The following is a 12,877-nucleotide window of genomic DNA, read 5'->3' as shown; positions in this document are numbered from 1 at the left end:
AGGTAAACTTGCCTGACGGTAGGCAGGTTCAGCTTGACAAGAAAAAGACTTTTTGAACGGCTTTTTTAGTTATACAGGTTTAATGTTTTTTTCAAAGCGGTTGTGTATCCATAAAATCAGGAGTCCAAACCCGATCGATCCAATAATCAAACAATTATTCAGTAGTCCATCTACAGAGAAGGACAAACGAATAAGAATGGTTGAAATGATAAACCCTGAGTTTCTTATGACTTTATGAAATTGATCGGTATAGAAAAATGAAAAGAGCAACAGGAATACATCGACAATTATTAGAATCGCGAAAAATTCATCAAAGAAAATACTGTTGACATCTTTTAAGGCGAGGGACAAATTTTCGGGTGTATTTTGAAAAACCCAACTTCCAAAGGTGACCAGTCCAATCCCAATAAAAATGGGCACTAAAATTGTTGCCATAAACTTTTTGATGGCTATAAATTGTTCAATTTGAGCAGGTTCTAGCGTATTTACTTTATTTGATATGTGTAATTTTTGACGTTCTAATGAGAACAAATAGATCATAAAAAACAGCAATAATGCGGTGATAATATCATAGGTGAAATTAAGATCGTTTTTGATGTCAAACCAATCTGAATTGAGCTCTAAATTGGCCAAATCTTTGAAAATACGTCGGATGACAATCAGTGTAATAATCTCATATTGCTTGCCAATATAGGTGGTGATCGACCGCGGCAAATAGAAAATTAACAGATAAACTTCATAGATCAGGATAAAAGAAAAGGGGGTGTAAATCGCTGCGATTGGAGAATCAAAAAAATTGAGCCCTTCAGGAATCACAATCAGCTGGTTTTGCACCAAATAAATAGTGATAAGGTGTGCTAAAAAACTGAGGATAGCAATAATAAGAATAAACTGTTCTACCTTATTTTTTACAGTTTCAGACAGCACTGAATTGTAAAAAAGTGCATTTAATTTTGAGATCATGACTAGTTGATTTAAAATTGGTTAAGTGTAGAAAGGATACTAAATTTACGAAAAACAAATGAGCTTTCGTAGAATCTGCTTCATTATATTGTGGTTTTCATAAAAATGGGTTAGTTTTAAAACAATTGGACCAGACGATTTAAGAAGTCCTAAATGTAACCTATGTTACAACAAAGAAGGTTTTTAAGTTCTAGTTTTGTAAAAAATAAAAAGCACTGATTTAGTTATTATATACAAAAGTTAAAAAACATGATTCAAGAGTTAAAAGCAAGTTACGGACATCAATTTGAAGAGGCATTACTTGAAGAAATTTCACAAGTAGGCACTTTTAAGGACGTTCCGGCTGGCTATAAGATGATAGAAATCGGAGACTACATCAAAGGGATGCCTTTATTACTATCCGGTGCTATTAAAGTCTTAAGAGACGATTCTGACGGTGACGAGTTACTGCTCTATTATCTGGAAAAAGGAGATACCTGTTCCATGACCATGAGTTGTTGTCTGGGACAAGCCAAAAGTGAAATCAGAGCGATTGCTGAAATGGACACAAAACTCATCATGGTTCCCGTTATAAAGATGGAAGAATGGGCTGCAAAATACAAGTCTTGGAGAAACTTTGTGTTTGAAAGCTACCATAAACGCCTCAACGAATTGCTACAAACAGTGGACGCCATTGCATTCACAAAAATGGACGAACGGGTATTGAATTTTTTAAAAGAAAAAGCCCGCATCACTAACAACACTTCCATATATAACACACACCAAGAAATTGCTTACGAACTTCACAGCTCAAGGGTGGTGATTTCAAGACTTCTAAAAAAATTAGAGAATTTAGGAAAAATTGAGTTGAAACGAAACCACATTCAAATCATTGATTTAAATTAAAAACAACCTTTATTATGGAACTCTTAGAACTTTTTGGATTCATTTGCGCGTTGATTATCGGAATTTCACTAGGGCTGATTGGTGGTGGGGGCTCTATATTGGCCGTCCCTGTTTTGGCATATTTATTTTCGTTTGATGAACGCATAGCAACCTCCTATTCCTTGTTTATAGTTGGAATGAGTGCTTTAATCGGTGGACTGAAACAACATTTTAAAGGGTATGTCGATTGGAAAACGGCCATCATTTTTGGTTTGCCTGCTATTGTAGGCGTGAGTCTGGTGCGGCATTTTTTAGTGCCAATTCTTCCGGATGAATTGTTTCATATTGGTACGTTTATTTTCACCCGTCGAATGGGCATGTTTGGACTCTTTGCAATCCTCATGTTTCCCGCTGCATTTTCTATGTTGAAACAACAAAAAGTAACCACATTAGAAAAGAAAGAAACAGTCTCCTACAATTACCCCTTAATTTTAATAGAGGGATTACTCGTTGGAGGAATTACAGGTCTCATTGGAGCCGGCGGTGGTTTTTTAATCATACCCGCATTGGTAATTTTAGCAAATATAGAAATGAAAGTCGCCATTGGAACCTCTTTAGTTATCATTGCTTTTAAGTCCCTTCTAGGCTTCTTTATTGGCGACGCGACAAAGATGGAAATCGATTGGGAATTTCTATTCACTTTTACAGGGATTGCTATTGTAGGAATTTATATTGGCAGCTATTTGAGTAATTTTATAGATGGAGGAAAACTCAAAAAAGCATTTGGGTATTTCATTTTTATAATGGCCTTATTTATCTTTTATATGGAGTTCCTTTTGAACTGATCTAAAAAACAGTCTTCAATGTAACATAGGTTACTGTACGGCTTGTTCTCCCTTCATAAATTTACAGCATCAAACAAAAGATGCCACCATGAAAATAGAACAAATTTATACAGGCTGCCTTTCTCAAGGCGCTTATTATATTGAAAGCAACGGAGAAGTTGCAATCATTGACCCTTTAAGAGAAGTGAAACCTTACCTCAACCGAGCGAAACAAGACAATGCAACAATAAAATATATATTTGAAACACACTTCCATGCCGATTTTGTAAGCGGTCATGTGACGCTTTCAAAAGAAACGAACGCACCCATCATTTACGGTCCAAACGCAAACCCAAAATTTGAAGCTACCATCGCAACCGATGGACAAGAATTTAAATTAGGGAATCTTACAATTATAGCCCTTCATACACCAGGCCATACGATGGAGAGTACGACCTATCTTTTAAGAGATGAAAACGGAAAAGACCATGCAATTTTTAGTGGAGACACCCTTTTTTTAGGAGATGTTGGAAGGCCCGATTTGGCACAAAAAATTGGAGATTTAACCATCGAAGACTTGGCAGGCTTTCTTTTTGACAGTTTACGCCAAAAAATTATGATTCTTGCAGATGATGTTGTGGTGTATCCCGCACATGGAGCCGGCTCTGCTTGTGGTAAAAATATGATGAAAGAAACTGTGGACAGCTTGGGAAATCAAAAAAAGATGAATTATGCGCTCCGTGCTGATATGACCAAAAAAGAATTTATTTCTGAAGTCACACAAGGACTTTTGCCACCTCCAGACTATTTCCCAGCAAATGTAAAATTAAATATAGAAGGCTATGATGATTTTGATACGGTTCTAAAAAGGGGCACTCAAGCCTTATCGCCTCGCGCTTTTGAAGCCGCAGCGAATGAAACCTCAGCCATTGTTTTAGATGTTCGGCAGCAAGATGCTTATGAAAAAGGTCACATTCCCAGTTCCATTTTTATTGGGCTGGACGGGGAGTTTGCTCCTTGGGTAGGCGCACTAATTGCCGATGTGAAACAACCGCTGTTATTAGTCACAGAAAAAGGCCAGGAAGAAGAAGCCATCACACGTTTATCACGCGTTGGTTTTGACCAAACACTTGGATATCTCGAGGGTGGTTTTGAAGCATGGAAAAATGCATCTATGGAATACGATACGGTTAGCTCCATCACAGCTGAGGCGTTTAAAACAACTTATGAAAATCAAAAAACCAACGTATTTGATATGCGCAGGGAATCTGAGTTTTTATCGGAACATATCCTAGAAGCTCATAATACTCCACTGAATTTTATAAACGACCATCTTGCGGAATTCAAGAGAAATCAACCCTTTTATATCCATTGTGCTGGAGGCTACAGAAGCATGATTGCAGCTTCGATTCTTAAAAGTCGTGGGATTCATAATTTAATTAATATCAAAGGAGGGTTTGTAGCGATTAAAAAAGCTGGTGTTCAAGTCTCAGACTTTGTGTGTCCCACAACCCTGTAGTATCTAACAGAAAAAATGCCCCTCAAAACATAACTAAATAAAAATGGCTGAATTCCAGCCTTCACTTAAATAAGATATTAAATATGATTTCAATTTACGAACCCTGGCCGTGGTATGTTTCTGGCCTTATGATTGCCCTTGTAATGTTTTTACTTTTAATGGTCGGCAAAAACTTCGGGATGTCTTCCAACCTTCGAACACTCTGCACCCTTTGTGGTGCCGGTAACGCTTCTGATTTTTTTAAATTTGATTGGAAAACGCAAAAGTGGAATTTAGTTGTCATTTTGGGAGCTGTAATTGGCGGCTATATAGGCGCCCACTTTCTGTCCTCAGAGTTGACAGTTGCGATGCATCCAGAAACCGTCAAAGATCTAAAAGCAATGGGCTTTGAAAGTGCTGGAAGTGCTTACCTCCCAAACGAACTGTTTGGACTCACGGCTCTGACCAATATTAAATCACTCCTTGTTTTATCTATTGGAGGGCTATTCGTTGGTTTTGGTGCTCGATATGCAGGAGGCTGCACTTCTGGGCATGCAATTTCTGGTTTGAGTAACCTTCAACTCCCTTCATTAATTGCCGTGATTGGTTTTTTTATTGGAGGACTCACCATGATTCATTTAATTTTCCCTTTAATTTTTTAAACTATGAGAACACTTATATATCTTTTTATCGGCATCCTTTTGGGCATTACTATGTTTAAATCAGAAGCGGCCTCTTGGTTTCGTATTTATGAAATGTTTAAATTTGAATCCTTCCATATGTATGGCATTATTGGCACTGCTTTAGCGGTGGGTCTGTTGGTGGTACAAGTGATCAAACGTTACAAAATAAAGTCTTTTTACGGCGAACCCATTACATTTTTTCCTAAAGAAAAAAGCATCCGTCGGTACTTGATTGGGGGTATTATATTTGGATTAGGCTGGGCCTTAGCAGGTGCGTGCCCAGGTCCTATGTTTACTTTAGCAGGAGCAGGATATGCGCCCATTCTTGTGGTTATTGTGGCATCACTTTTAGGAACCTTCCTATATGGACTGTTAAAGGATAAGCTGCCGCATTAAATGTAGTGTTTCAAAAAAAACGGTTTCACTAATAATGTTTGCATATTAATCACTAACTTAACAGGAAACCAATTTAATTATGAAAAATTTACTGATTGTATTTACAATTTTCAGTCTAACAGCCTGTACGTCTTCAGACGACGATGCTGCGACTACTGCTGACACGACTGCACCAATAATTACATTACTTGGAACAAATCCTGAGACTGCTTTTGTTGGAGAAACTTATACAGATGCTGGAGCTTCGGCTACTGATGCTGAAGATGGAAATATGACAGCCAGTATAGAAACCGTTAATTCTGTTGACACTTCTACTGCGGGAACTTACTCCGTAACCTATAATGTATCGGATGCAAGTGGAAACGCCGCAACGGAAGTAACACGCACAGTGAATGTTACTTCAGCTGAACAACTAATTATTGGCAACTGGACTTCAACATCTACAGATTCTGAAGGGTCTTATAACAGTCGAGTTACTATTATTGAATCCGGAGAAATGTCTGTATATGTAGAAATCACACTCACAACGGGTACCGTAATGCAATCTGTGGAAGGGATGACTTGGACTCTGAATGGGAATCAATTTACAACAACGGACACCTTTTTTTATAATGATGACGATGATGATGTAGTAGATACGGCGACAATTACGGTCATCAATCAAAACTCCTTTTCTTTTTTGAGTGACAATGGTGAAACCTTAACGCTTAATAGAGATTCAGACTATGAATCTACAATCGTTGGAACCTGGCTAGATGTGTTTTTGGAAAACGGATGTCAATATACTATTGAATACGATTTTTCAAACTCAAACGAGTTTACAGGATCTAACATAAACGATTGCAACGACGACGCGACAACTGTTTCAGGTCCCTATACGACGACTGGTATTCTTAGCGGTGCGATCTATGCTGGAGATGAAGAGCCTGACTCTGAACAAACTTACTTTGCAGTTCAAGGAGATAAGTTTTATCTTTATGTTGAAGAAGGAAATAATGGTAATGTGTTTACTAAACAATAATACAAAAGAGGCGGCTTGAAAAAACTTTACTTTGTCGATTTGAACCTGCCTACCGACAGGGAAATTCAGATTGACAGATTTTATACTTTTAACCCAGCTTTTTTTTGGTTTTAAGAAAACACTTCAGGTTTGATATGACTTGCAATTAAAAATAAATAAGTTGTATTTTACCATTAATTTTAATTAGTTTTGCATTTAAAACCAATTTAACCATGAAAAATTTACTATTATTATTTACAATTTTCAGCCTTACAGCTTGTACGTCTTCGGACGATGATTCTTCTGCTGACACGACTACACCGCCAACAGCTGCAGAAACCATTATTGGCAACTGGACTACACAATTTACAGAGTCTGAAGGAACTACTACCGGTCGAATTACTTTTATTGAATCGGGTGAAATGTCTATATGTATACAAGTAACCCCAACGGGAAGTGATGAGACAATTTCTTCTGTTGAGGGGAAAACTTGGACGCTAGACGGCGATCAATTTACGACGACGGATACTCTGGAAGATGAAACTGACACGGATACATTGACAATAAACAACCAAGATTCCATTTCTATTTCTAGGACCGACGGCGAAACATTGAACCTCACTAGAGTTGACGCGTATGAAACATCACTTATTGGCGATTGGGAAGGGACCGATACAGAGAATTGTATTAGTACTGTTCAAGTCAGCTTTACAAATTCAAACACCTATAGCTCTATTGTAACTAACATGGATTGTGAAAACGAGGTGACCAACGTTGGAGGGACTTTTACTAGAAATAGTGGCACTCTTAGTGGTACGCTATCATTCGTAGATGAAATAAGCAATGAAACTAACAATGCATATTATGCCGTACAGGGAAATGCGATGCTCCTGTTTTTCGAAGGCAGTGACGATGGCTTCGTGCTATTCAAATAATAATATTTCCAAAAAAATACTCTTAGCAACTAGTATCGCTAAATAATATCAAAAAGACGGTCTGAAAAGACGGTCTTTTTTATTGGTATAAAGTGAATGTTTAGAGTCTGGTGAGTTTCGCACTTATCGCATCTACGCAATTAATCCCATCAATAGCGGCAGAAATAATACCACCTGCATACCCTGCGCCTTCGCCACACGGATACAAGCCTTTGACGTTGACATGCTCTAAGGTTTCTAAATTTCTAGGAATGGATATGGGTGAGGATGTCCGACTTTCTGGCGCATGCAATACGGCTTCATTAGTGAAATAGCCTTTCATTTTTTTTCCATATACAGAAAATGCTTTTCGCAACCGTTTAGAAATCATTGGAGGTAAAACTGTATTAAGGTCTACCGAAACGATGCCGGGTTGGTAAGACGTTTTTGGGAAGTCTTTCGATAATTTTCCTTCCACAAAATCGATCATGCGTTGTGCAGGTACTTGCTGTGTTTTTCCAGCCACTTCCCAACAATCACGTTCCACTTTTTTCTGAAAATCAAGACATACAAAAGGATCTTTTTCTGAATAGTTGGGTAAATCTTTAGGTTCTACACTCACCACAATCCCCGAATTTGCATAGGGATTATTTCGCTTGCTTGGGCTCCATCCGTTGGTGACTACTTCTTCTTGAGCCGTGGCACAAGGCGCAATAATTCCACCCGGACACATACAAAACGAATAGACGCCCTTCCCGTCAATTTGATCGACCAGACTGTAAGAGGCTGGAGGCAAATACGGATTTTCAACATCCCCGTGGTATTGAATTTTATCAATTAAATGTTGAGGATGCTCCACCCGAACGCCCAACGCAAATGCTTTCGCTTGTAAGTGCACCCCTTTTTTATGGAGTAAATAAAATATATCTCTGGCAGAATGCCCCGTCGCTAAGACGACATTTTCAAAGGGTTTCCATTCAGTGTCATTAATTTTTAGATCTTTGATGGCGTTGTCTTCAATTTGAATATCGGTCAGTTTGGCGTTGAAATGTACCTCCCCGCCTGCTTCGATAATCGCTTCCCGCATGGCGGTAATAATGGCCGGTAATTTATTGGTTCCTATATGTGGATGGGCTTCCACCAAAATGTCTTCCGACGCTCCAAAATGCACAAACCATTCGAGGGCTTTGAGGACATTGCCCCGTTTTTTGGAGCGTGTATATAATTTTCCGTCAGAGTAAGTCCCTGCGCCACCTTCTCCAAAACAATAGTTTGATTCGGGGTTGACAATCTGTTCTTTGTTGATCGCTGCTAAATCGCGACGTCTGGCACGCACATCTTTTCCGCGCTCAAATACTATGGGTTTCAAGCCTGCTTCGATAGCACGCAAAGCGGCATAGAGCCCTGCAGGCCCTGCACCTATGATCGCAATTTGGGGTTTTGAGTGCACCGCTTGTGGTACAAAAGATTGGGGTTGTGTTCGGGTTTCACCAAGCAACCAAAATTCGATTTGTAAGTTGAGTTTAATCGTTGCCTTTCGGGCATCAATCGAACGTTTTCGGATGCGCCAATCGACAATATCTGCTGAACGCAGTTTGGCCTTAAAAAGACTCGATTTTAGTATAAAATCGGTGTCTTTTTGTTGTGCTGGTTTTATGGTAATTTGTACGAATACACTCATTGTGGCAAAGGTAACTAAAGTTTCCTTGGAATTGTTTAAAAGGCAATTGAACACAAAAACAATTCAACTAAACGCTGTATCAAACTCTGGTTTGATTTTTAATTTTGAGAGAAAAATACAGTATCTGTAGAGAGTACCGCACACACTGACAGTAGGTTGGATGAAAATAATTTCATTTTTATTAGAAGAAAAAACGATAAGTCCAGTTCTTTTTTTAAATTTGAATACCCAGATTGCTAATAACCTACTATGCCCCTATTTCAAAATACGGTTGTCACTAGACAGCTCAAGACTCAAAATAAGACCCTCATTTCAGAAAAATGGATCGCTTATAAAGCCCATTTTTTTAATCCTGAAATCCAAGAAAATATTCGGAATGCTAAAGAGGAACAGTACCAAGAAGGTTTTTTAAGAGATCTGTTTGTCACTATTTTTGGATACACCCTAAACCCCGAAACCAATTTCAATCTTACCACTGAACTTAAAAATGCCAAAGACAGCAAAAAAGCAGATGGTGGAATTATTATTGATGGCACCGTTGTGGGTGTTATCGAACTCAAAGGCACCAACACCACGGATTTAGCAAAAGTAGAACCCCAAGCGTTTGGGTATAAAAACAATCAGCAAGATTGTGTGTATGTCATAACTTCTAACTTTGAGAAACTCCGATTTTACATCGATAATGCGATTGAACATATAGAGTTTAATCTGTTTACGCTTAGCGAAGAAGTGTTTCAACTCTTGTATGTATGCATCGCTTTTGAGAATATTAAAAACAACCTTCCTAAAAAATTAAAAGAAGAGTCTTTAAGTCAAGAAGAAAACATCACCAAACAGTTGTATAAAGATTACTCTCTGTTTAAACGAGAGTTGTTTCAAAATTTAACTCACCTCAATCCCCAATTTGAAGCCTTAGAATTATTTAAAAAATCTCAAAAATTATTAGATCGATTTTTGTTTTTATTCTTTTCTGAAGACCGGAATTTACTGCCTCCAAATTCTGTAAGACTTATTTTAGAGCAATGGAAAAAGTTAAAAGATTTAGATGCCTACACACCTTTATACGATCGTTTTAAAAAATACTTTGGGTATCTAAACACGGGCTTTAAAGGGAAACAATACGATGTGTTTGCATACAACGGCGGGCTTTTTAAACCCGATACAATTTTAGCCAATATTACGATTGATGATGCGTTGCTTTACAACCATACTCTAAAACTCTCAGAATATGATTTTGAAAGTGAAGTGGACGTCAATATTTTAGGTCATATTTTTGAAAATTCCCTCAATGAACTGGATGAAGTGAAAGCCCAATTAGAAGGGCAATCGGTTGATAAAACGACCACCAAACGCAAAAAAGACGGTGTGTTTTATACCCCAAAATACATCACCAAATACATTGTAGAAAACACGGTAGGCAAACTTTGTACGGAGAAAAAAATAGAGCTGGACATTAGCGATGAGACCTATCAACACGCCAAACAACGAAGTAGAAAACGACTGGAAACACTGAACGATTACAGGACGTGGTTGTTACAACTGACCATTTGTGATCCTGCTTGTGGCTCGGGAGCATTTCTAAACGAAGCCCTTAATTTTCTGATTGCAGAACATCGGTATGTGGATGAACTGTCTGCTAAGTACAATAATGACACCTTAATGCTCAGTGATGTAGAAAATAGCATCCTAGAAAATAATTTATTTGGAGTGGATCTGAATGAAGAATCTGTAGAGATTGCCAAACTCTCGTTGTGGTTGCGAACGGCGCAACCCAACCGTAAACTTAACAGCCTGAATCACAATATAAAATGTGGCAATTCTTTGATTGACGATCCCAAAGTTGCGGGCGACAAAGCTTTTAAATGGGAAGAGGAATTTCCAAGTATTTTTAAAGAAAAACATAAAAAACCATACCATATTACAACAACGATCCACGACAGTCGGACTTCAAAAAGAATGGAGAAGTACAAAGTTAGAGAACGACGGGAAGGAAGCACAAAACCTCATGTGATTTATTTTACTCCTGAAGATGATGTGCAGATGACCCAAATCATTGCGGATGTTGCAAAAGAGAACCAACTCAATATACTTGCCTATAACATTTGTGGGGACCATATCCATTTGTTATTGGTGTGCGCTATAGAGGAGATTCCTGCGATTATGCAAAAGATAAAAGGACGGACTTCGTATTTTCACAAGAGGGGTTACAAGGGGCCTTACAAGGGGCTTAAGCCCCTTGAGAAAGTAGATGGGAAAAACAAACCGTTGTGGCAACAAAAATACAGTCCCCCAAAAGAAGTTAGCAGTACGGAACAGTTATTGAATACCCTAAAATACATTCAGACGAACAGAAATAAGCACGAATTGCCGCCGCATCCCAAAGCCTTACAAAATACCATTAACGCGCTCTGTTGCTCAGAAGCACACGCCTTCCGTACCGAATATGCTGGTGGGTTTGATGTGGTGATTGGGAATCCGCCGTATGTGAGAAAACAGGGATTGATAAAACATTACCCTGAAATGTGCGATTATTATGAAGAAAAATATCAATCTGCGACTGCTAATTATGATATTTATGCGCTTTTTATGCAAAGGAGTTTTGATTTAATTCATGCCAAAGGAGTTGTCTCTTATATTTTGCCTCATAAATTTTTGGTTACCGATTTTGGTGCTGGGATAAGACAGTTTTTTAAAGAGAATTCTGCTGTTGAAAGCATCTTACATTTTGGTTCTGAAATGGTTTTTACGGATGCATCCACTTATACATGTATTATAAATTTAGATAAGTCTGAAAAAGATAAAGTACGGTTTAAAAAAATAAAACCTATGGAGATTAATAATCCATTTGATTGGGATTATATCCTGAGTGAAAATCTAAATGAGGACAATTGGGATTTGCAAAGCCAAAAAACATTTGATACTATTGATAAATTAAAGCAACAACCATTTACTATAAATGATGTGTTTTATAGAATATTTGTTGGGATGCAAACAAGTTTAGATGCTGTGTATGTTTTTGAAGGCATTGATAAAGGGAGTTCTATTGAAGCCTACAATCCTAAATATGATTATCATTTTGAAATAGAAAAAGAATTAGTAAAACCGTTTATTAAAGGGAATGAAATTTCAAAATACAAAAAGCTTAGTAACAATTATTATGTACTATTCCCTTATGGGGAAAATGGAACTGGAATTAGTGAAGAATATATAAAATCAAATTTACCAAAAACATATTTATACCTTAAACACTTTGAAAAAGAAATAAAAGGTAGAGAAAATGGTAAGATGAATGTTGAAAAAGGATGGTATTTATATATATATCAAAAAAATCATGAGAAATTCCCTCATCCAAAAATAATGACCCAAGAAATTTCATTAGGATGTAATATGACTTATGATGAAAAAGGAGAATTCTATCATCCAACTACAATCTATTCATTTGTAAAAAATAAAAAATTTAAAGTAGATGAAAAGTTTTATTTAGGGATTTTAAATTCTAAAGTAATGTGGTTTTTTCTAAAAAATACAGGAACAGAATTAAGAGGTGGTTATTTCAGGTTTAAAACTAATTACTTAAAACCATTCCCACTACCCGAAATTCCAGAGAACCCAAACCTTATTATTGATCGTACAAACCAAATGCTGTCACTAAACAAAGACTTGCAAGAGCTGTCTCAAAAATTCCAAAGAACTTTGCTCAGAGAATATGAATCCCTCGATAAGCTCTCTAAAAAACTAGAAACTTGGTTTGCACTCTCCTATGCAGACTTTTTAAAGGAGCTGCAAAAGAAAAAAGTGGTATTGTCCTTATCCAAAAAAGCAGAGTTGGAAGCTTACTTTTTAGAAGAACAGCAAAAAGCCGTGGCGCTTAAAACACAAATTGACCAAACAGACAAAGAAATAGATGCGATGGTGTATGCACTCTATGGATTAACGGAAGCGGAAATTGCAATCGTTGAGAGTTGTTGACGGAGTGAAAAAAAATGTAATCAATAGTGTAGGGAACACACAGTGGCACAATAGTTTAGATATATTACAATTGTGAAATAAACAA

At 37.4% G+C, this 12,877-nt stretch carries 10 protein-coding genes; 8 read left to right on the top strand and 2 right to left on the bottom strand.

The features are described from left to right. Nucleotides 1–69 precede the first annotated feature (69 nt). Entirely contained in the window at nt 70–963 is an 894-nt protein-coding gene (locus FORMB_RS08365; protein WP_069677024.1) for a hypothetical protein, read from the bottom strand. Nucleotides 964–1,212: 249 nt separating this feature from the next. On the opposite strand from FORMB_RS08365, the gene FORMB_RS08360 reads away from it, so the two are divergent. The 7 genes from FORMB_RS08360 (at nt 1,213) to FORMB_RS08330 (ending at nt 7,163) form a co-directional block, all read left to right on the top strand. Next, nucleotides 1,213–1,848 carry a Crp/Fnr family transcriptional regulator gene (locus tag FORMB_RS08360; RefSeq protein ID WP_069677023.1) on the top strand — a complete coding sequence of 212 codons (636 nt, stop codon included), beginning with the start codon at nt 1,213–1,215 and terminating at the stop codon, nt 1,846–1,848. 14 nt (nt 1,849–1,862) lie between these two features. Next, a complete protein-coding gene (locus FORMB_RS08355; protein ID WP_069677022.1) occupies nt 1,863–2,672 on the top strand; it encodes a sulfite exporter TauE/SafE family protein in 810 nt (269 codons plus the stop codon). Nucleotides 2,673–2,760: 88 nt separating this feature from the next. Beyond that, entirely contained in the window at nt 2,761–4,170 is a 1,410-nt protein-coding gene (locus FORMB_RS08350) for an MBL fold metallo-hydrolase (RefSeq protein ID WP_069677021.1), read from the top strand. Nucleotides 4,171–4,253: 83 nt separating this feature from the next. Continuing rightward, nucleotides 4,254–4,811 carry a YeeE/YedE family protein gene (locus FORMB_RS08345; protein ID WP_069677020.1) on the top strand — a complete coding sequence of 186 codons (558 nt, stop codon included), beginning with the start codon at nt 4,254–4,256 and terminating at the stop codon, nt 4,809–4,811. Nucleotides 4,812–4,814: 3 nt separating this feature from the next. Next, complete coding sequence (locus FORMB_RS08340; protein WP_069677019.1) at nt 4,815–5,228, top strand: DUF6691 family protein; 414 nt, start codon at nt 4,815–4,817, stop codon at nt 5,226–5,228. A gap of 79 nt (nt 5,229–5,307) precedes the next feature. Continuing rightward, the gene (locus FORMB_RS08335; RefSeq protein WP_069677018.1) at nt 5,308–6,249 is read left to right on the top strand and encodes a DUF5011 domain-containing protein; all 942 of its coding nucleotides are present in this window, start codon (nt 5,308–5,310) and stop codon (nt 6,247–6,249) included. Nucleotides 6,250–6,461: 212 nt separating this feature from the next. Beyond that, nucleotides 6,462–7,163 carry a hypothetical protein gene (locus tag FORMB_RS08330; RefSeq protein WP_069677017.1) on the top strand — a complete coding sequence of 234 codons (702 nt, stop codon included), beginning with the start codon at nt 6,462–6,464 and terminating at the stop codon, nt 7,161–7,163. Between the two features lie 100 nt (nt 7,164–7,263). Here FORMB_RS08330 and FORMB_RS08325 read toward each other — a convergent pair whose 3' ends face one another. Next, nucleotides 7,264–8,823, bottom strand: a complete 1,560-nt coding sequence (locus FORMB_RS08325; protein WP_069677016.1) for an NAD(P)/FAD-dependent oxidoreductase — start codon at nt 8,821–8,823, stop codon at nt 7,264–7,266. A gap of 249 nt (nt 8,824–9,072) precedes the next feature. Between FORMB_RS08325 and FORMB_RS13250 the strand changes: the two genes are divergently transcribed. Then, nucleotides 9,073–12,792, top strand: a complete 3,720-nt coding sequence (locus tag FORMB_RS13250) for an Eco57I restriction-modification methylase domain-containing protein (protein ID WP_231925529.1) — start codon at nt 9,073–9,075, stop codon at nt 12,790–12,792. Nucleotides 12,793–12,877 lie beyond the last annotated feature (85 nt).

Source organism: Formosa sp. Hel1_33_131 (assembly GCF_001735745.1).
In the GTDB taxonomy this organism is placed as follows: domain Bacteria; phylum Bacteroidota; class Bacteroidia; order Flavobacteriales; family Flavobacteriaceae; genus Hel1-33-131.
This window is presented reverse-complemented; position numbering and strand designations above follow the sequence as displayed.

What these genes read in the sequence shown, in the direction of transcription:
- FORMB_RS08365 (WP_069677024.1), bottom strand. Translation starts at nt 963, where the DNA reads ATGATCTCAAAATTAAATGCACTTTTTTACAATTCAGTGCTGTCTGAA.
- FORMB_RS08360 (WP_069677023.1), top strand. Translation starts at nt 1,213, where the DNA reads ATGATTCAAGAGTTAAAAGCAAGTTACGGACATCAATTTGAAGAGGCA.
- FORMB_RS08355 (WP_069677022.1), top strand. Translation starts at nt 1,863, where the DNA reads ATGGAACTCTTAGAACTTTTTGGATTCATTTGCGCGTTGATTATCGGA.
- FORMB_RS08350 (WP_069677021.1), top strand. Translation starts at nt 2,761, where the DNA reads ATGAAAATAGAACAAATTTATACAGGCTGCCTTTCTCAAGGCGCTTAT.
- FORMB_RS08345 (WP_069677020.1), top strand. Translation starts at nt 4,254, where the DNA reads ATGATTTCAATTTACGAACCCTGGCCGTGGTATGTTTCTGGCCTTATG.
- FORMB_RS08340 (WP_069677019.1), top strand. Translation starts at nt 4,815, where the DNA reads ATGAGAACACTTATATATCTTTTTATCGGCATCCTTTTGGGCATTACT.
- FORMB_RS08335 (WP_069677018.1), top strand. Translation starts at nt 5,308, where the DNA reads ATGAAAAATTTACTGATTGTATTTACAATTTTCAGTCTAACAGCCTGT.
- FORMB_RS08330 (WP_069677017.1), top strand. Translation starts at nt 6,462, where the DNA reads ATGAAAAATTTACTATTATTATTTACAATTTTCAGCCTTACAGCTTGT.
- FORMB_RS08325 (WP_069677016.1), bottom strand. Translation starts at nt 8,823, where the DNA reads ATGAGTGTATTCGTACAAATTACCATAAAACCAGCACAACAAAAAGAC.
- FORMB_RS13250 (WP_231925529.1), top strand. Translation starts at nt 9,073, where the DNA reads ATGCCCCTATTTCAAAATACGGTTGTCACTAGACAGCTCAAGACTCAA.